Consider the following 19,627-nt stretch of genomic DNA (forward strand, 5'->3'; position numbering starts at 1 on the left):
CAGATCGTCCTGCTCGCGTATGATTTCCGCAGTCAGATCGACCAGCCGCCGTCGATATTGTAGGCCTGCCCGGACGTGTAGGTGGCGCCGGCCAGATAGACGGCGAGATCGGCGATTTCCTCCGGCGTGCCGAGCCGGCCCATTGGCTGGCGGGCGATGAAGGCGGCGCGGGCGGCATCGTAGTCGCCTTGCGCGTGCATGCGGTCCTGCAGCGACGGGCTCTCGACCGTGCCGGGGCAAATGGCGTTGCAGCGTATGCCCTTGCCGACATAGTCGGCGGCGATCGCCTTGGTCAGGCCGATGACGGCGGCCTTGGTCAGGCCATAGACGAACCGGTTGGGCACGCCCTTGGTCGAACTGGCCAGCGAGGCCATGTTGATGATCGATCCGTCGCCGCGTTCCAGCATGCCGGGCAGCACGGCCCGGCTGGTGCGGATCATGGCGCGAACATTGAGGTTCAGCGCGAAATCGAGGTCGCCGTCCTTCATCTCAAGGATCGAGCCCGAATGGACAAAACCGGCGCAGTTGAACAGCACGTCGACGACGCCGATCTCGGCGAAGGCGGCGTTGACGGCTTCGTCGTTGAGCACGTCCAGCTTGCGGGTCTTGATCCCCGGCGTCTTGGCGAGCTCCGCCAGCAGTGCCTCGTTGATGTCGGTGGCGTAGACGGTGGCGCCAGCTTTTGCGAAAGCCAGCGCGCTCGCCTTGCCGATGCCTTGCGCCGCTGCCGTGACGACAACGACCTTGCCTGCCAGATCAGCCATACTGTTCTCCTCGTCCGCTAGGGATAGTCCGGGTCTACCCGCGGCTGGCCAAGGCGTCATGTGCCAGTCGCGCATGATCGTGCAGCCTGCCCCGTTGATCGTTCACTGATAAAGATGTTTTTTCTCGTTAAAGAACATCTGTCCATGCGTCAACCCCGAACACGGTCTCTACAGCGCCGGGGGGAGATCAAAGCGCGCGACGCGCTTTGGCTCTTTGCCTTTATATATGTTGCCCCCAAAACCGCTGCGCACTTTTGGGCGACATACATTAATCGCCGTAAGGCACCCAGACATTCTTGACCTCGACGGCGCGGCGCAGGAAGGCGTCGCCGGCGGCTTCGTCGGATGCCCAGTCGACGCCGCGGCCATTGCCGCTCCAGACGCGCTTGAGGTTGCCGACGGACTCGGCTTCGGCCTGGGCGCAGGTCTCGGCATCGGCGAACACCCAGAGCCCGTCGACATCGTCATGCTTGGCCAGCACGCCGGCAAGTTCGGCGCTGCGACCGGTGACGATGTTGATGGCGCCTGAGGGAATGTCGGAATATTCGATGACCTGGTAGAGATCGGTCGCCAGCAGCGGGTAGCGCTCGGACGGCACGGCGACCACGGTGTTGCCCATGGCCAGAGCCGGTGCGGCCAGCGATATCAGGCCGAGCAGCGGCGAGCTGTCGGGGGCGACGATGCCGACGACGCCGACCGGTTCATGAAGCGCCAGCGTCACGGCACGCGCCGGTGGCTGGTGCACGCGGCCCTCGAACTTGTCGGCAAGGCCGGCATAGAGGAAGAGGCGCTCTATGGACTGTTCTACTTCTTCCCGCGCGGCCTTGGCGCTGGCGCCGGTCAGCTCGGTGAGGCGGGCGGCAAACTCGGCGGCGCGGCCGGAGAGATTTTCGGCCAGATAGTAAAGCACCTGACTGCGGTTATAGGCGGTCGCCTCGGGCCAGCCCCTACAGGCGCGGGCTGCGGAGACAGCGTCGCGGATATCCTTGCGGCTGCCGAGACCAACCTCACCGGCCAGCTTGCCCTTGGCGGTGGCGACAGCCAGCGAATAATTGCCGTCCGGCCGTACCTGCTTGCCGCCGATGAATAGCTTTGCCGTGCGGTCGATTGCCGAGCCGTCGGCCTGCTCGACTGGCTGTGCGGAGGTCGTCGCCGGCTTGATGATCTGGCCGAGCGGCAGTTTCGCCGCGAGATATTCGAACATGCCCTCGCGCCCGCCTTCGCGACCGAAACCGCTCTCGCGGTAGCCGCCGAAGCCGCAGGCGGCGTCGAACATGTTGGTGCCGTTGACCCAGACCACGCCGGCCTTCAATTGCGGCGCGACGTGCAGGGCAAGGTTGACATTCTCGCTCCACACCGAGGCGGCGAGGCCATAGCGCGTGTTGTTGGCGAGCTCGATCGCTTCCTCGGTATTGCGGAAGGTCATGGTCGCCAGAACAGGGCCGAACACCTCTTCTTGCGCCAATATGTTAGCCGGCGAAACACCTGTGGCGAGCGTCGGCAGATGGTAGTAGCCGGAAGACGGCAGCGCCGCATCCGGCTGCCAGCAGACGGCGCCCTGCCTGGCACCTTCGGCGACCAGGCCCTTGACGCGCTCGAGCTGTGTGGCGTCGACCAGCGGGCCGATATCGGTGTTCTTGTCGAGCGGGCTGCCGACGCGCAGCCGGCTCATCCGCGTCTTGACCTTGGCGATCAGGGCGTCGGCGATGCCTTCCTGGACCAGCAGTCGCGAACCGGCGCAGCATACCTGGCCCTGGTTGAACCAGATACCGTCGACCAAGCCTTCGACGGCGCTGTCGAGATCGGCATCCTCGAAGACGATGAAGGCCGACTTGCCGCCAAGTTCCAGCGACAGTTTCTTGCCCGAGCCGGCGGTGGCTTTCCGGATGATCTTGCCGACTTCGGAAGAACCGGTAAAGGCGATCTTCTGGATGCCGGGATGGTTGACGATGGCCCCGCCGGCCTCAGGACCGCCCTGCACGATGTTGACGACACCTTTCGGCACGCCGGCGCGCTCGCAGATCTCAGCAAACAGGATTGATGTCAGCGGCGTGAACTCGGCCGGCTTCAGCACCACGGTGCAGCCGGCGGCGAGGGCCGGCGCGATCTTCCAGGCCAGCATCAGCAGCGGAAAGTTCCACGGGATGATCTGGCCGACCACGCCGACACCCTTGTGGCCGGGGAAATCCTTGTCCAGCGCCTGCGCCCAACCGGCATGGTGTATGAAATGGCGGATCGCCAGCGGCACGTCGATGTCGCGGCTTTCGCGGATCGGCTTGCCGTTGTCGATGGTCTCAAGCACTGCGAACAGGCGCTGGTGGCGCTGCATGGCGCGGCCGATGGCATAAAGCACCTTGGCGCGCTGATAGCCCGAGGCTGCCGACCACTTCGGCAGCGCCTTGGTGGCCGCCGCAACCGCCGCGTCGATGTCGACGGCATTGGCGTCGGATATCTTGGCCAGCAGCTTGCCGGAAGACGGCTCGCTGGTTTCGAAAGTCTTGCCGCCGGACGCGGCTTTCCAGTCGCCGCCGATGAACAGCGCCTTGCCGAAATCGCGCGCGGCAAGCCATGCATCGGCCTCGTTGCGGGCTTCCGGCGCCGGGCCGTACTCCATGGCATGATAGCGATCGAGGATGTTCATCAGGTGCCTCCTTCACCCTCCCGCCTGGGAGGGTCGATCGGCAAAGCCGATCGGGTGTGGTGCGCTCAAGCCATCGCGTGGCGATGATTGGCCGAATAGTGTCCGGTCAGATGGTGCTCGAGCTGGCGCTCGATGTCGGTCAAGAGGCTCGACGCACCGAAGCGGAACAGGTCCGGCTCCAGCCATGGGCGGCCGAGTTCTTCCTTCATCAGCACCAGCCAGTCGAGTGAGGCCTTGGCCGTGGAAATGCCGCCGGCCGGCTTGAAGCCGATGAGATAGCCGGTTTCCTCGAAATAGGCCCTGATGGCGCGCACCATGGCGAGGCCGACGGGCAGCGTCGCATTGACGCTTTCCTTGCCGGTCGAGGTCTTGATGAAGTCGGCGCCTGCCATCATCGCTACCATCGAGGCCAGCATGACATTGCGCAGCGTGGCGAGGTCGCCGGTGCCGAGGATGACCTTCAGATGCGCGTCACCGCAAGCGGCGCGCATCGAGACGATCTCATTGTATAGCTCGCGCCATTTGGCGCCGAACACCAGCCCGCGTGGAATGACCACGTCGATCTCGTCGGCGCCGTCGCGGACCGAGGCTTCGATTTCCTGCAGGCGGGTCGACAGGGGTGCCAGACCATGCGGGAAGGCGGTGGAGACGGCGGCGACATGGATGCCGGCGCCGCGCACGGCATCGACGGCGGTGGTGACGAAGGGATGGTAGACGCAGACGGCGGCCGGGCGGATGGTTTCACCTGATATGCCCAGGCCCTCGACGATGTCGCGGCGGAACGGATTGATCGCCTTGGCGCAGAGCCGGCGCACGCGCTCCTCGGTGTCGTTGGAATTCAGCGTCGTCAGATCCATGCAGGAGACGGCCTTTAGCAGCCAGGCGGCCTGGTTGTCGGCCTTGATCGAGCGCCGCTTGGTCAGGCTGGCGACGCGCCGTTCCAGCGCCGAGCGGTTGACGCTGCGCACCGATTCCATGAAGCCGAGATCGAGCTTCATGCCGGGATTGCGCGCAATGCGATGGTCCGGTGGAACGGCTGTGTTGGCGGCGGCACGCGCCGGCAGCGGCGTCACCTTGGACGAGCCGATATCGGCTTCTCGGATTGTGCTGCTCATCTACTGCCCTTTCATTCAGCGACGTGTGCCGAAGATAGCCCGCGAAGTCGTACTTCACGAGTCCTGCAGACGGTGATAGCCGAAAAAGGCGGCGAAAGCAGCAGTTTTTGACCGCGCGGTCAAAAACGCAGACTTCGAGATGTTAGGTGCGGCTCAGCCGACGAAAGCGCGCTCGACCACGAAGGTCGCCGGGTGGCTCAGCGAACCTTCCTCGAAGCCGAGGCTTTCGGCCAGTTCCTTGACGTCCTTCAGCATATGCATCGAGCCGCAGATCATGATGCGGTCGGTTTCCGGGCTGAGCTTGTCGATGCCGAGATCGCTGTAGAACTTGCCGGAGCCGATCAGCGCGGTGATGCGGCCCATGCGTGCCGACTCTTCGCGGGTCGTCGAATTGTAGAGCGTGACGCGCCCAGTGGTCAGTTCACCGATCAGCGGGTCGCTTTCCAACGCCGCGACCAGCTCCTGGCCGTAGGTGAGTTCCGCATTGTCGCGGCAGGTATGGGTCAGGACCAGCTGATCGAATTTGTCGTAGGTGTCAGGGTCGCGCAGCAGGCTGGCGAAAGGCGCGATGCCGGTGCCGGTCGAGATCATGAACAGCCGCTTGGCCGGGGTCAGCGCGTCGACCACCAGCGTGCCGGTCGACTTCTGGCGCATGATGACGGTGTCGCCGACCTGGATCTTCTGCAGCTCCGAGGTCAGCGGGCCGTCCGGCACCTTGATCGAGAAGAATTCCAGCTCTTCGTCCCAGGCCGGACTTGCCACCGAATAGGCGCGGTACACCGGCTTCTCGGCATTGGGCAGGCCGATCATGACGAACTCGCCGGAGCGGAAGCGCAACGACTGCGGACGGGTGATGCGGAACGAGAACAGCCGGTCGGTGTAGTGCTTCACCGAGACGACGGTTTCGGCATAGACGTTGGCCGGAATCGGGAACTGCAGCGGTCGGGCGCCGACGGTGTTGAGAGCGGATGTGGTGTTCATCAAATCCAACCTTCTGGCCCAACCGTGGACGCGGGCGCCAAACTTTCACCTGCACGCCCGGACCATTCAGATCCCGGCGGGCTGTTCGCACACTGCAAAGCGGCAAGCTCTTGTGTCCGGAATTTATTAGTATACAAACGATATTTGCGTCAAGATGCTCCCTTAAAACAGCTTTCCAAACTGGCGCATATCCGTAGTCCGCGCATTTCGGGTTTCGACGATGGAAGAGAATATTTCGGCGCAAGCGCGCAATTCCCGGGGAAATGTCGTCGCCGGTATCGATGTCGGCGGCACCTTCACCGACCTGCTCCTGATCGACGGAAGCGACGGCGGCCGGGTGTATCTGGCCAAGACGCCGACCACGGTGGACAACCAGGCTTTCGGTGTCGTTTCGGCACTCGGCGCCACCGGATTTGCCATCGATAGCATCGACCTCATCGTGCATGGCACGACCACCACCACCAATGCGGTGCTGGAACGCCGGCTGGCGAAAACCGGCATGATCACCACGCGCGGTTTTCGCGACGTGATCGAACTGGGTCGGCGCACGCGGCCGCAGGCCTATGGCATGACCGGCAGCTTCGTGCCGATCATTCCGCGCAATCTCAGGCTCGAAGTCTCGGAGCGCGTCGAAGCATCGGGCGCGGTGCGCACGCCGCTGGACGAGACCGAGATGCGCGACGCCGTGCAGACGCTGATCGCGGCCGGTTGCGAATCCCTCGTCATCCATTTCCTGCATTCCTACGCCAACCCGGCACATGAGCGGCGCGCCGCCGAAATCGCCGCCGAGCTCTGGCCGAACGGCTACATCACGGCAGGCCACGCGCTGCTGTCGGAGGCGCGCGAGTTCGAGCGCGGCGTCACCGCGTCGGTCAACGCCTCCGTGCAGCCGATCCTCGAGCGCTATGTCGAGCGGCTGCGCAAGGAATTGGGCGCAAAAGGCTATGCCCGCGACTTCCTGATCATGAACGGCAATGGCGGCATGATCTCGGCCCGCTTCGTCACACGTGAATCGGCCAAGACGGTCATGTCCGGCCCGGCCTCCGGCGTCATCGCCGCCGCCTATACCGGAAAACGCGCCGGCTTCGAAAACCTCGTCACCTATGACATGGGCGGCACCTCGACCGACGTGGCGCTGATCCGCAATGCCGAGCCGGCAGTCTCGAACGAGATCGAGATCGAATATGCGATGCCGATCCATGTGCCGATGGTGGCGGTGCACACGGTTGGCGCCGGCGGCGGCTCGATCGCCCGCGTCGATGCGGCCGGCCTGATCCAGATCGGTCCGGAAAGTGCCGGCGCCAATCCCGGCCCGATCTGCTACGGACGTGGCGGCCTCGAGCCAACCATTACCGACGCCAATCTGGTGCTCGGCCGGCTGGCGCCGAAGAAGCTGCTGGCGGTCCAAAATCCCGTCACATCAGAGCGCGTCACCAGCATTTTCGAGGACAAGATCGGCAAGGCGACCGGCCTGTCCGGCGTCGAGGCGGCGGGCGCGGTGCTGCGGCTCGGCAACATGAAGATGGCCGGCGCCATCCGCATGGTCTCGGTGTCGCGCGGCCATGACCCTCGTGATTTCGCGCTGTTCGCCTTTGGCGGCGCCGGCCCGCTGCATGCGACCGCCCTGGCGCGCGAACTCGGCCTGCCCAAGGTGCTGGTGCCGGCGCGTCCGGGCATCACCAACGCACTCGGCTGCGTCGTCGCCGACCTGCGCCATGACTTCGTCAACACCATCAACCAGCCGGTGGCGGTGCTCGACGAAAAACAGCTTCATACTGTATTGGAACGCCACCGAAACGAAGGTGAAGAGCTGATCGGCAAGGAAGCGGTGAAGCCGGAGACGATCCGCGTTACCCACTCCGCCGACATGCAGTTCGTCGGCCAGACCCACATCATCAACGTGCCGCTGCCGTCCTCATCGGTGACGCGGGCAACACTGCAGCAGCTTTTCGAAAAGGCCTATTTCGCCCGCTTCAAGGTCGAACTGCCGGAAATCCGCGCCAACCTCGTCAATCTCAACACGTCGGTGACCGGCGTGCGTCCGGCGATCGATCTGTCGCGGCTGATCGATCCGGCGGGGCGCGCAACAACGCTGGATGAGGCAAGGCGCGAAATCCGGCCGGTCTGGTATGGCGGGCGTTGGCACGATACGCCGGTATATGCACGCGAAAAACTGCCGCTTGACGCTGAAATCGAAGGGCCGGCGATCCTCGAACAGATGGACGCCACCACCGTGCTCGAGCCCGGCGACCGCGCACGCTGCGACGCCGACGGCAACATCATCATCGACATCGGCGAGGCCTGAGATGCCTGACATTGATATGGCAAAACTCGACGCCATCACCCTTTCGGTCCTCCAGGCGGCCCTGCAACAGGTCTGCGACGAGATGGACCTTGCGTTCTCTCGCGCCGCTTTCTCGCCTGTCATCGCCGAAGCCAACGACCGCTCCGACGGCATCTATTCGGCTGTCGATGGTTCGCTGATCGCGCAGGGAAGCCAAGGCCTGCCGGTGTTCGTCGGCGTCATGCAATATTCGACCAGGACGGTGATCGAGATGATCGCCGACGGCCGCTGCCTAGCCCCGGAGCCGGGTGACATCTACATCGTCAACGACCCCTATCTCGGCGGCACCCATCTGATGGATGTGCGCTTCGCCATGCCGGTCTACCGGGCCGGAAAAATCTTCTGCTGGCTGTCCAACACCGGCCACTGGCCAGACATTGGCGGCTCGGTGCCGGGCGGTTTTTCGGCCTCTGCGACCGCGGTCGAGCAGGAAGGCCTGCGGCTGCCGCCCGTAAAACTGTTCAAGAAGGGCGTGCTCGATCCGGAGATCTACGCCATCATCTGCTCCAACATCCGCGTTGCCGACCAGCGCATCGGCGACATCAGGGCCCAGGCCGCCGCACTGCTGATCGGCCAGGACAGGCTTAACGGAATCCTGGATCGTTACGGGGACGAAACGGTTGTCGAGGCGATCGCCGAACTGCGCCGCCGCGCGGCTGAGCAGATGCGCGCCAACATATCAGCCATTCCCGACGGCACTTACCATTCCAAGGCGTTTGTCGATTCCGACGGGGTGGTCAACGAACCGCTGACCATCGCGCTCGCCGTCGAGAAGCAGGGCGACACGCTGACCTTCGATTTCACCGGCTCGTCAAAGCCCTGCGCCGGGCCGATGAACAGCGTGCTGGCGACGACCTTGTCCTCGGTCTATCTCGCCATGCGCCACATTTTCCCTGATGTGCCGATCAGCGCCGGTGCCTTCGAACCGCTTGAAGTCAAGCGGCCGGAAGGCACTTTCCTCGACGCCAAATATCCACGCCCGGTCTCGGGCTGCGCGGCCGAAGTGTCGCAGCGCATCGCCGAGGCGGTGTTCGCGGCGATGGTGCAGGCGCTGCCCGACAAGGTGACGGCGGCGCCCGCCGGCTCCAGCGGCAATTTCGCGCTCGGCGGCAATGACCCGGCGCGCGGCCGCGATTACGTCATGTACCAGATCTCCGGCGGCGGTTACGGCGGAAATTCAGGCCATGACGGGCTGACCAATGGCTGCTCGACCATCGGCATTTCCAAATCGCCGCCGGTCGAGATCATGGAACAGGCATTCCCGGTGCTTTACCGCCACTACGCCTTGCGTGAAGGCTCCGGCGGCGCCGGCAAGCATCGCGGCGGTTTCGGCCTCGCCTATGAGGTTGAAATCCTGCGCGGCGACGCCCGTGCTTCTTTCGTCATGGATCACGGCCGTTTCGGCCCCCAAGGCGCACTCGGCGGCAAGGACGGCGCGGTCAACATGGTGACCGTCTTCCGCAATGGCGAGGAACATGTGCCGCTGCACCTTTCGAAGGAGCAGGACATTGCGCTCAAGGCCGGCGACCGCGTGCGCGTCGGCACGCCGGGCGGCGGCGGCTACGGCGATCCGCTGCAGCGCGATCCGGATCTGGTGCTGCGCGACGTGGCGCTGGGGTACTACACATCAGAGGAAGCCACCGAAAAGTTTGGCGTTGTCCTCTCGGCCGGGGAGTTGGCCATCGACCGGGCGGCGACCAACAAGCAGCGCGCCGGGTAACGCACCACCGATCGCCTGGCCTGGATCGCCCGCCGCGCCGCGATCGCCGCAGCGCATGTCGTTTCCGTCTCCGTCACACGCCTGGAAGACCGTAGACTTCCCGCTTTCAACGGGGAACTCGAACATGCGTCTTTCCGGTCGTTTCGTGCTTGCCGCTTCCGTCGCTCTCACCCTTGCCACGGGCGCCGCCTCCGCCCAGGACAAAAAACTCAGGATCGGTACCGAGGGCGCCTATCCGCCCTTCAATTACGCCAGTGCCGACGGCACGCTGGGTGGCTTCGACATCGACTTGGGGAAGGCGCTGTGCGCCGAGATGAAGGCCGAGTGTGAGTTCAGCGTGCAGGATTTCGATGGTTCCATACCGGCGCTGCAGGCCGGCAAGTTCGACGCCATCATCAACATCACCATCACGCCCGAGCGGGCCGAGAAGGTCGAGTTCACCCACAAATACTACCAGACACCGCCGGCCATCGCCGTACCGAAGGACTCAACCGTCGCGGGCACCTCGCCGGACGACCTGAAAGGCAAGGCGCTCGGCGTGCAGACCGCGACCATCCACCAGAAATTCGCCGAGCAGAAATATTCAGGCTCCACCGTCAAGGCCTATCCGACCGGCGACGACGCCCGCACCGACATGGCCAATGGCCGCCTCGACGCGATGATGGACGGCTCGATCATCTTGACCGAATGGCTGAAGAAGCCCGACGGCGCCTGCTGCAAGCTGCTCGGCACTCTGACGGCCGATCCGGCCATTCACGGCCCCGGCGTCGGCATCGCGCTGCAGAAGGGCAACAAGGAACTGGCCGACAAGCTCAATACGGCCATCGACGCGCTGCGCGCCAACGGAAAATACAAGGAAATCAACGACAAATATTTCTCGTTCGACGTCTACGGCGGCTGATCCTGACGCAATCACCTTCGGCAGCGCCGCCTGGCGCTGCCGTTTTTCTTGGATGATGGAGACTTCCTTGGCTGAGCGGCGTTCCCCTTTCTACAGCAGCATCGTCGGGCTGGGCGCGACCATGGGTCGTGTCGGGGGCGATTTCATCTCGGCCAAAACTTATTCCGACATTGCCGACGAGCACCTGAACACCCGCAAAAATGTCGGCGTGCAGGATCTCAGCACGATGGGCAAGATGGACGTCAAGGGGCCGGACGCCGAGGCGCTGGTCAACCATGTCATCGTCAATGACGCCGCCGCGATGAAGCCGGGGCAGGTGCGCTATTCCACCGTCTGTCGCGACGATGGCGGCATCATGGACGACCTCACCGTGTTTCGGTTGGGCCCGGAGCACTTCATGCTGGTGACCGGCTCGGTCAACCGCCTGAAGATGCTGCCCTGGCTGCATCATCACGCCCAGGGCCGCAAGGCCTATGTCACCGACATCACGGCGGCCATCGCCTTCCCGACCATCCAGGGCCCGCGCTCGCGCGAACTGCTGAAAGCGTTGATTGCGGATGCCGATCTGGATGGACTGAAGCGCTGGTCGTTCACGTCGGGCCATATCAACGGCACGCGGGTGCTGATCTCGCGCACCGGCGTGACCGGCGAACTCGGCTTCGAATTGTTCGTGCCGGCCGACGAGGCGGCCTCGCTCTGGGACGCGCTGATGCGCACCGGCCGTGACTTTGGCCTGAAACCCTATGGCGTGCTGGCGATGTTCACGCTGGGCCTGGAAAAGGCCTACCCGGCGCACGGCATCGACATGGACGAGAGCCGCACCCCGTTCCATGTCGGCCTCGACCGCTGGATCAAGTTCGACAAGGGCGATTTCGTCGGCCGCGAGGCGCTTCTCAAGGTCCGCGACACCGGCCTCGACGAACAATGGGTCGGACTGATCCTCGACGGCGACAAGCCGGCCGCGACCGATGCCAAGGTTCTGGCCGATGGCGAGGACGCCGGCATCGTCACCTACAGCGACCACGGCTATTCCCTCGGCAAGGTGCTGGCCACCGCGCATCTGCGGCTGCCCTTCACGGCTGTCGGCACCGAATTGAACATTGATATCGGTGGTCAGCCGACGCGTGCGGTCGTGGCGCCGATACCGTTCTTCGATCCGGAAGGTGTGAGGTTGCGAGGTTAGCTGACCCCCATCGGGTGTTTCGGCCTGTCCAAGGTATGCGGTCCGTCAACCCGAGCGACCGTCGAAACTTCTGCGGTAGCCGGAACGATCAGCTTTCGCCATCGATCAGCGTCTCCAGCAAATCGAGCAACTGCTCGAGCTTTTCGTGGCCGAAGCGCTGTTCGATGTCGTCATAAATGACACGACGCTCGGGCGACAGGGCGTCGATCAAGGCGGAACCCGCGGGCGCAATGGTTAGAACGACGCGGCGGCCGTCGCCTTCGGCCTTGTTGCGGGTGATGAATTTGCGTCCCTCGAGCGCCTTGATGATGCGCGTCAGGCTGGGCGGCAAAACCGAGGCGCGGTCGGCGAGTTCCGTCGCCTCGACCGGGCCGGCTTCGCTCAGCACGCGCAGCACGCGCCATTGCTGTTCGGTCACGTCATGCGCGGCAAGCATCGGCCGAAACCGCGCCATCACCGCTTCGCGGGCATGAAGCAGCGCCATCGGCAGAGAACGACGGGTATTTTCCGGCAGCAAGAAAAGAGCCTCCCACGCTTGCGATCGAAACAGGCCTCCCTCGGCCGAATCCGCCTGCCAGGGCCCGTTCCCGCCATCCCGTATCGTTGCGCCAAGCCCGATGCAAGGCTTGACTTCGCGCATGCTGCATGTAATTAACGCGTTAACTACAACAAGGCAATAACCCAGGGAACGAAACGCCGTGCCTCACTTCTCCATCGAGTATTCGGCCAATCTCGATGCCAAGGTCGATATGGGCGAATTGTGCGCTCTGGTGTTGCGCACAGTGCTGGACACCGGGCTGTTCGAAACCGGCGCCGTGCGGGTGCGGGCGTTTCGCGCCGAGGCCTACGCGATGGCCGACAGGCTGCCGGAAAACGCCTTTCTCGACATGTCGTTTCGCATCGGCACCGGCCGCAGCGCCGACGACAAGAAGCGGACTGGCGAGGCTGTCTTCGCGGCGGTGAGCGAATACCTTGGCACGCTGTTCGAGACCCCGCATTTCGCCCTGTCGCTCGAAATCCGGGAAATCGACCCGGTGCTCAGCTGGAAGAGAAACGCAATCCACCCGCGACTGCGCGGCAAGTGACGGAACCCGACATGTCCGACCTGCAAGGCAATCTGAATAAGGCCGAGGCCTATCTGGCCCGCTTCAAGCACGATGGCGTGTTGAACCAGATCGGCGGCGAGGCGGTGCCGGCGCTCGACGGCACGACGTTCGAAACGCTGTCGCCGGTCGACCTGAAGCCGCTGGCAAGCGTCGCGCGCGGCGGGGCTGCCGACATCGACCGCGCCGCCAGGGCGGCGAAGGCGGCTTTCCCGGCCTGGGCCGCCATGCCTGGCGAGGCACGCAAGAAGCTGCTGCACAGAATCGCCGACGCGATCGAGGCGCGTGCCGAGGAGATCGCCTTCGTCGAATGCATGGATACCGGCCAGGCGCTGAAATTTATGGCCAAGGCGGCGTTGCGGGGTGCCGAGAATTTCCGCTTCTTCGCCGACCGTGCGCCCGAAGCGCGCGACGGCGAGACGCTGCGGACCACGGGCCAGGTCAACCTCACCACGCGGGTGCCAATCGGCCCGGTAGGCATCATCACGCCGTGGAACACGCCGTTCATGCTGTCGACCTGGAAGATCGCGCCAGCGCTGGCGGCCGGCTGCACGGTGGTTCATAAGCCGGCTGAATTTTCGCCGCTGACCGCCCGCCTGCTCGTCGAGATCGCCGAGGAGGCCGGCCTGCCGAAGGGTGTCTGGAACCTGGTCAACGGCCTGGGTGAAGATGCCGGCAAGGCGTTGACCGAGCATCCCGACATCAAGGCGATCGGCTTTGTCGGCGAGAGCCGCACCGGCTCGATGATCATGAAACAAGGCGCCGACACGCTGAAGCGCGTGCATTTCGAGCTTGGCGGCAAGAACCCGGTGATCGTCTTTGCCGACGCCGATCTCGAACGCGCCGCCGACGCCGCCGTATTCATGATCTATTCGCTGAATGGCGAACGCTGCACCTCGTCGTCGCGACTGCTGGTCGAAGCCTCGATCTATGAAAGCTTCACCGCCAAAGTCGCGGAGAGGGCGAAGCGCATCGTCGTCGGCCATCCGCTCGATCCGAAAACGGTGGTCGGGCCGCTGATCCATCCGGTGCATGAAAAGAAGGTGCTGTCCTATATCGAGATCGGCAGGTCGGAGGGGGCCACGCTCGCCGTCGGCGGCGGCAAGGTCGATGGGCCGGGCGGCGGCTGTTTTGTCGGCCCGACCCTGTTCACCAACGTCTCCAACGGCATGCGTATCGCGCAGGAGGAGATTTTCGGGCCGGTGCTGAGCGCTATTCCCTTCAAGGACGAGGCTGAAGCGCTCGCGCTGGCCAACGACACCCAATACGGTCTGACCGGTTATCTCTGGACGTCCGACGTCACCCGCGCCTTCCGCTTCACCGATGCGTTGGATGCCGGCATGATCTGGGTCAACTCGGAGAATGTGCGCCATTTGCCGACACCGTTCGGCGGCGTCAAGAGTTCCGGCATCGGCCGCGACGGCGGGGACCATTCCTTCGACTTCTACATGGAGACGAAGAACGTAGCCTTCGCGACGACCGCGCACGCGATCCAGAAACTCGGCGGCTGACCGGAGGAAATCAGATGCCCTTGCCCAAGCCCAATCTCTATCCCGCCTTCAACATCGTGCGCCTCAGCCATGTCGAGCTGGCCGTCACCGACCTCGCCAAATCCCGTGCGTTCTATGTCGATACGCTCGGCCTCCAGGTCACCGACGAGACTTCGGACACCATCTATCTCAGGGCGCTGGAGGAGCGCGGGCACCATTGTATCGTGCTGAAGAAGGGGGCCACGGCCGAAGCCCGCGACCTCGGCTTCAAGGTCTTCTCGGACGAGGATCTCGACAAAGCGGTGCATTTCTTCAAGGGAAAAGGCCTGCCGGTGAAATGGGTCGAGCGACCCTACCAGTCGCGAACCTTCCGCACCCGCGATCCGCACGGCATTCCGCTCGAATTCTACGCTGAGATGGAGCGGCTGCCGCCGATCCACCAGAAATACGCGCTGTACAAGGGCGTGAAGCCGCTGCGCATCGACCACTTCAACTGCTTCTCGCCCAATGTCGACGAGTCCGTCGCCTTCTACAACGAGCTCGGCTTCCGGGTGACCGAGTATACCGAGGACGCCAGCAGCGGAAGACTGTGGGCGGCGTGGACGCACCGCAAGGGCGGCGTGCACGACATCGCCTTCACCAACGGCATCGGCCCGCGCCTGCACCACGTCGCCTTCTGGGTGCCGACGCCGCTCAACATCATCGACCTGCTCGATCTGATGGCAACGACGGGCTATTTGCCGAACATCGAACGCGGCCCCGGCCGGCACGGCATTTCCAATGCCTTCTTCCTCTATGTCAGAGACCCGGACAACCACCGCATCGAGATCTACTGTTCGGACTACCAGACGGTCGATCCGGACCTCGAGCCGATCAAATGGGACCTCAAGGACCCGCAGCGCCAGACGCTGTGGGGCGCGCCGGCGCCGAAAAGCTGGTTCGAGGAGGGTAGTGTATTTGCCGGAGCTGCGGTGCGCCAGCCGGATTTGGCGGCTTCGCCGATCATTGCGCCTTAGTGGATTTGGAGATGTCTGCGTTCCTTGGCGCCCCCCTCTGTCCTGCCGGACCCGGCCCTTCGCTGCCGCTTCGGGCGTTCGTCGTCCGGAAAGCCAAGCAATTGGCTTCCCGTCCGCTACGCGGATCACTCCTCACCCCCCTCAAGGGGGGAGATTGGCTGGCCTCGCGGCCCGGGCCCTTCTCGCAACGCTGGAAATTGGCGAAGGCAGAGACGATATCCAATCTCCCCCCAAGAGGGGGAGATGTCCGGCAGGACAGAGGGGGGCGCCGTAGAGCTCCAACCTTGCCCGCAATCAACATCACCAAAGCCGGAGCCGCAGCATGAACCCCGCACGGCTCGCCACCTTCACCGCCGGCGGCAAGGCGCGCTATGGCGCGATCACGAGCAAGGGCGTCATCGACCTGTCGGCGCGCCACAGACAGTGGCCGACGCTGCGCGAAGTGATCGAGGCCGGCGCCTTGCGGCGGCTGGCGGAAGAGGCCGAGGCCTTCGCCCCGGACTTCCCGCTCGACGCCATCGCCTATGAAATCCCGATCCTATCGCCGGAAAAGATCATCTGCGTTGGCGTCAACTATCCCGACCGCAACGAGGAGTACAAGGACGGCCAGGCGGCGCCCGCGAATCCGTCGCTGTTCATCCGCTTTCCCCGCTCCTTCGTCGGCCATGGCGCGCCGCTGGTGCGGCCGCCGGAATCACCGCAACTCGACTATGAGGGCGAAATCGTCATCGTCATCGGCAAGGGCGGGCGCCGCATCGCGGAGGCCGATGCGCTCGGCCACATCGCGGCGCTGTCGCTGTGCAACGAGGGCACCATCCGCGACTGGGTGCGGCACGCCAAGTTCAACGTCACGCAAGGCAAGAATTTCGACCGCAGCGGCTCGATCGGCCCGTGGCTGGTACCGTTCACCGACGAGGCGCAGATCGCCGACATCGCGCTGACCACCCGCGTCAATGGCGAGCTGCGCCAGCAGGACCGCACCAGCCGGATGATCTTCTCGTTTCGCAAGATTATCGCCTATGTCTCGACCTTCACCACACTGGTGCCGGGCGATATCATCGTCACCGGCACGCCGACGGGTGCCGGCGCCCGCTTCGATCCGCCGATCTGGCTGAAGCCCGGCGATGTGATCGAGGTGGAGGCCGATGGCATCGGCGTGCTCAGAAACGGTGTCGTCGACGAGGCAGCGCAATGACCCCGGAGCAAGTGGAAGACGCCGCGGCACGGCTGTTCGAGGCCGAGCGGTCGCGCCGCCAGATCCGTCTGCTCAGCCTCGATTTTCCCGATGCGACGATGGAGGACGCCTACCGCGTGCAAGCGGCGCTGGTGACGCGCAAGATCGATGCCGGGCTGAAGCCGAAGGGCTGGAAGATCGGGCTGACATCGAAGGCAATGCAGTACGCGCTTGCCATCGACACGCCGGATTCGGGCGTGCTGTTCGACGACATGTTCTTCAATGACGGCGCGACGGTGCCGGCCGGCCGCTTCATCCAGCCTCGCGTCGAGGCCGAGATCGCCTTCGTCATGAAGGCGCCGCTGAAAGGCCCCGGCGTGACCATCTCCGATGTGCTCAACGCCACCGACTACATCACCCCGTCGCTGGAAATCCTCGACACGCGCATCGAACGCATCAATGCCGAGACGAAGAAGGCACGCACCTTCTTCGACACGATTTCCGACAATGCCGCCAATGCCGGCATCGTCATCGGCGGCCGGCCGCAGCGGCCTGATGAGGCCGACATGCGCTGGATCGGCGCCATCGTTTCGCGCAATGCCGAGGTCGAGGAAACCGGGCTCGGCGCCGGCGTGCTCAACCATCCGGCGATGGGCATTGCCTGGCTGGCCGACAGGCTCGCCCGCTACGGCATGTCGATCGCGGCCGGCGAGGTGGTGCTGTCAGGCTCTTTCGTGCGCCCGGTCGAGGCGCGGCCCGGCGACACAATCGTCGCCGATTTCGGCAGTTCGGGCACGGTCAGCATTCACTTCGCGAAGGGCTGACGGTTCCGCCGCCAACCCGCACGGCAGCCTCTATTCGCCACGCAGATAGGCAACCACCACATCGGCTGCGATGGCCGACATGCGCATGCCGACATCCCTGGGGATGTCGCCTTCGACGCGGCTCTGCACCCAGCCAAGAAAGGCGAAGGCGCGCAGAGCCGAAAACAGCGGCAGCGCGGCGATGTCGCGCGCCGTCAGCTCCCGCTCCTGCCGATAGCCGTCGAGCAGAGCGGCCTCGATCAGCGGATAGATCGCCTCCTCGCGGTTCTGGTACAGCGCGACGGCAAGGTCGTACATGTGCCAGCCATGGCCGCAATCGTCGAAGTCGATGATGCGGATCGCGCCGTCATGGACGAGCACATTCTCGCGCACCAGGTCGGCGTGGATGATGCCGAAGTTCCGGGTGCTGCGTTCATGCTCCGACAGCGCCTTCACGGCCTTTCCCCGCGACTGGAAAACCAGCTCGCGACGAGGGCCGTCGAGGAAGGGCGAGGTCTCGAAACGGCCCCAAATCGGGTTCGCACCGAAGAAGCCGTCGAAATCCCAGGCATGGCGGGCAAAGCCGGCGGGCGGCGTCCAGGCAGACGTGACATTGTGCATGTGGGCGATGGTTCGGCCCATCGCGGTAAAGACCTGTCTTGCCTGCTCGGGCGTAAAATCCAGCGGCACGCCTCGCGCGCCGACGGCGCGGCCTCCCAGCCAGCTCAAGCAATCGACTTGACGGGGTTGCACTGAGGCGTTGGCGCTGACAAGCACGAACAGATCGCCGGCCGGCGTGGCGACCGGCGAGGGTGTGGCGATGCCGGCCGATTGCAGAAAGCCCATCCATTGCAGTTCCGAGCGCAGGGCGGCGTCCGTGTGATAGCCAAGCCGATGAATGCGCATGGCGGCCGGCTGGCCTGTTGGCAAGATGACGCGAAACACCGCGTTCTCGCGGAATTTCAGCAGCTCCGGCTCACCCTCACGAATGCCCCAATGTTCGAGCGCGCGCTTGGCAAGCTCGGTGACATCGGCTGCCGTCTCGGGCTCGGATTGCGTGGAAACAGCGTTCACGCCTTCACTCCGCCGACTTCACCCAGCACCTGGTCGAGGACGCCGATCAGGACGTCGGCATTGTCGCGCGAGAACGGCATTGGCGGGCGGATCTTCAGCACATTGCCGTGGATGCCGGTCTTGCCCATCAGCACGCCGCGATGGCGCATGCGGTTGGCGGCCTGCTCGGCAATGTCGGGCGCCGGCTCGCGCGTCTCGCGGTCGTGAACCAGTTCGGCGCCGAAGAACAGGCCGGCGCCCCTGACCTCGCCGATGCATTCATGGCGCTCGGCCAGCGGGCGCAGCAGACCGAGCGCATAGGCGCCGACATCGCGTGAGTTGGCGACGAGATCGTCCTGCTCGATGACGTCGAGGACGGCATTGGCCACCGCGCAGGAAACCGGATTGCCGCCAAAGGTGTTGAAGTAACGGAAAGCGTTGCGGAAGGTCGCCAATGTGTCCTTGGTGGTGACCACGGCGGCGACCGGATGGCCGTTGCCCATCGGCTTGCCCATGGTGACGATGTCGGGAACGAAGCCGGCGCGCTGGTGGCCCCAGAAATGGCTGCCGGTTCGGCCGAAACCGGGCTGCACCTCGTCGGCGATGACCAGTCCTCCGGCGTCGCGCACCGCGCGCATGGCACCGTCGAAGAAGCCGCTGGGTAGCGTCGGAAAGCCTTCATTGGCGAGCAGCGGGCAGAGGATGATGCCGGACAGGCCGATGCCGTTCTCTTCCAGCGACGCGATGGCTTCGCGCACCGCGTCGCCAAAGGCTTTGCCGTTGGCCATCGCATCCGGATGGCGATAGCTGTCGGGCGCCGGCACCAGCCTGACGTTGCGGGCGCGGCCTCCGACCGGCGGCATGCGGGTGCTGAGCTGCGAAACCGCCGTGGTGTTGCCATGGTAGGTGGCGTCGGTGGCGATGATGCCCATGCGGCGGGTCGCGGCCTGCGCCATGCGCAGCGCGATGTCGTTGGCCTCGCTGCCGGTGCAGGTCAGGATGGCGGTCGACAGGCTGGCATCGAAGGTCGCGGTCAGCCGCTCGACATAGTCGAGGATGGCGGTGTGCAGATAGCGTGTGTGGGTGTTGAGCAGGCTTGCCTGCCGGCAAAGGGCCTCGACCACATGCGGGTGGCAGTGGCCGACATGCGCGACATTGTTGTAGGCGTCGAGGTATTTGCGGCCGTCGGCATCGTAGAGCCAGACGCCTTCACCGCGCACCAGGTGCACGGGCTCATCATAGAACAATTGCGATTTCCCCCCGAGCAGGCGGGAACGCCGGCTAACCAGAGCTTCCTGCGATTGAGCCATTTGCATCTCGAAACTCCGTTCCATCCACT

16 protein-coding genes are annotated in these 19,627 nt (G+C 64.5%); 9 read left to right on the forward strand and 7 right to left on the reverse strand.

What is annotated here, in order from left to right:
- Positions 1-32: 32 nt before the first annotated feature.
- From NKJ00_RS04555 to NKJ00_RS04570, 4 genes are all read right to left on the reverse strand, one after another.
- Positions 33-764, reverse strand: coding sequence for an SDR family oxidoreductase (locus NKJ00_RS04555; RefSeq protein WP_352440647.1), 732 nt, complete (start codon positions 762-764; stop codon positions 33-35).
- A 268-nt stretch (positions 765-1,032) separates the two neighbouring features.
- Complete coding sequence (locus tag NKJ00_RS04560; RefSeq protein WP_352628934.1) at positions 1,033-3,405, reverse strand: aldehyde dehydrogenase family protein; 2,373 nt, start codon at positions 3,403-3,405, stop codon at positions 1,033-1,035.
- A 65-nt stretch (positions 3,406-3,470) separates the two neighbouring features.
- Complete coding sequence (deoC, locus tag NKJ00_RS04565) at positions 3,471-4,520, reverse strand: deoxyribose-phosphate aldolase (protein WP_352628937.1); 1,050 nt, start codon at positions 4,518-4,520, stop codon at positions 3,471-3,473.
- A 153-nt stretch (positions 4,521-4,673) separates the two neighbouring features.
- On the reverse strand, positions 4,674-5,501 hold the full coding sequence (locus NKJ00_RS04570) for a ferredoxin--NADP reductase (RefSeq protein ID WP_127294708.1): 828 nt from the start codon (positions 5,499-5,501) through the stop codon (positions 4,674-4,676).
- 220 nt (positions 5,502-5,721) lie between these two features.
- On the opposite strand from NKJ00_RS04570, the gene NKJ00_RS04575 reads away from it, so the two are divergent.
- From NKJ00_RS04575 to NKJ00_RS04590, 4 genes are all read left to right on the forward strand, one after another.
- Entirely contained in the window at positions 5,722-7,806 is a 2,085-nt protein-coding gene (locus NKJ00_RS04575) for a hydantoinase/oxoprolinase family protein (RefSeq protein ID WP_352440645.1), read from the forward strand.
- A 16-nt stretch (positions 7,807-7,822) separates the two neighbouring features.
- A complete protein-coding gene (locus NKJ00_RS04580; protein WP_352629074.1) occupies positions 7,823-9,565 on the forward strand; it encodes a hydantoinase B/oxoprolinase family protein in 1,743 nt (580 codons plus the stop codon).
- Between the two features lie 124 nt (positions 9,566-9,689).
- Positions 9,690-10,466, forward strand: coding sequence for an ABC transporter substrate-binding protein (locus tag NKJ00_RS04585; protein WP_031213093.1), 777 nt, complete (start codon positions 9,690-9,692; stop codon positions 10,464-10,466).
- Between the two features lie 52 nt (positions 10,467-10,518).
- Positions 10,519-11,649: a glycine cleavage T C-terminal barrel domain-containing protein gene (locus NKJ00_RS04590; protein WP_031213091.1), complete on the forward strand. Its 1,131-nt coding sequence runs from the start codon at positions 10,519-10,521 to the stop codon at positions 11,647-11,649.
- 88 nt (positions 11,650-11,737) lie between these two features.
- Here NKJ00_RS04590 and hpaR read toward each other — a convergent pair whose 3' ends face one another.
- The gene (hpaR, locus tag NKJ00_RS04595) at positions 11,738-12,133 is read right to left on the reverse strand and encodes a homoprotocatechuate degradation operon regulator HpaR (RefSeq protein ID WP_127276380.1); all 396 of its coding nucleotides are present in this window, start codon (positions 12,131-12,133) and stop codon (positions 11,738-11,740) included.
- Positions 12,134-12,347: 214 nt separating this feature from the next.
- Here hpaR and NKJ00_RS04600 point away from each other — a divergent pair, with 214 nt between their 5' ends.
- From NKJ00_RS04600 to hpaH, 5 genes are all read left to right on the forward strand, one after another.
- Positions 12,348-12,734: a 5-carboxymethyl-2-hydroxymuconate Delta-isomerase gene (locus tag NKJ00_RS04600; protein ID WP_023810846.1), complete on the forward strand. Its 387-nt coding sequence runs from the start codon at positions 12,348-12,350 to the stop codon at positions 12,732-12,734.
- 11 nt (positions 12,735-12,745) lie between these two features.
- Positions 12,746-14,263 (forward strand): 5-carboxymethyl-2-hydroxymuconate semialdehyde dehydrogenase, encoded by a 1,518-nt coding sequence (gene hpaE / locus NKJ00_RS04605; protein WP_352628939.1) that lies wholly within the window; start codon positions 12,746-12,748, stop codon positions 14,261-14,263.
- 14 nt (positions 14,264-14,277) lie between these two features.
- The gene (hpaD, locus tag NKJ00_RS04610) at positions 14,278-15,258 is read left to right on the forward strand and encodes a 3,4-dihydroxyphenylacetate 2,3-dioxygenase (RefSeq protein WP_023810844.1); all 981 of its coding nucleotides are present in this window, start codon (positions 14,278-14,280) and stop codon (positions 15,256-15,258) included.
- 322 nt (positions 15,259-15,580) lie between these two features.
- A complete protein-coding gene (locus tag NKJ00_RS04615; RefSeq protein WP_352628941.1) occupies positions 15,581-16,453 on the forward strand; it encodes a fumarylacetoacetate hydrolase family protein in 873 nt (290 codons plus the stop codon).
- Positions 16,450-17,256 carry a 2-oxo-hept-4-ene-1,7-dioate hydratase gene (gene hpaH / locus NKJ00_RS04620; RefSeq protein WP_023810842.1) on the forward strand — a complete coding sequence of 269 codons (807 nt, stop codon included), beginning with the start codon at positions 16,450-16,452 and terminating at the stop codon, positions 17,254-17,256. The genes NKJ00_RS04615 and hpaH overlap by 4 nt, the downstream gene beginning before the upstream one ends.
- 30 nt (positions 17,257-17,286) lie before the next feature.
- Here the strand turns inward: hpaH and NKJ00_RS04625 are convergent, their stop codons facing one another.
- Both NKJ00_RS04625 and NKJ00_RS04630 read right to left on the reverse strand, forming a co-directional pair.
- A complete protein-coding gene (locus NKJ00_RS04625) occupies positions 17,287-18,309 on the reverse strand; it encodes a phosphotransferase enzyme family protein (protein ID WP_352628943.1) in 1,023 nt (340 codons plus the stop codon).
- The gene (locus tag NKJ00_RS04630; RefSeq protein ID WP_352629076.1) at positions 18,306-19,598 is read right to left on the reverse strand and encodes an aminotransferase class III-fold pyridoxal phosphate-dependent enzyme; all 1,293 of its coding nucleotides are present in this window, start codon (positions 19,596-19,598) and stop codon (positions 18,306-18,308) included. The genes NKJ00_RS04625 and NKJ00_RS04630 overlap by 4 nt, the downstream gene beginning before the upstream one ends.
- Positions 19,599-19,627 lie beyond the last annotated feature (29 nt).

It is taken from the genome of Mesorhizobium sp. M0227 (assembly GCF_040321855.1).
In the GTDB taxonomy this organism is placed as follows: Bacteria; Pseudomonadota; Alphaproteobacteria; order Rhizobiales; family Rhizobiaceae; genus Mesorhizobium.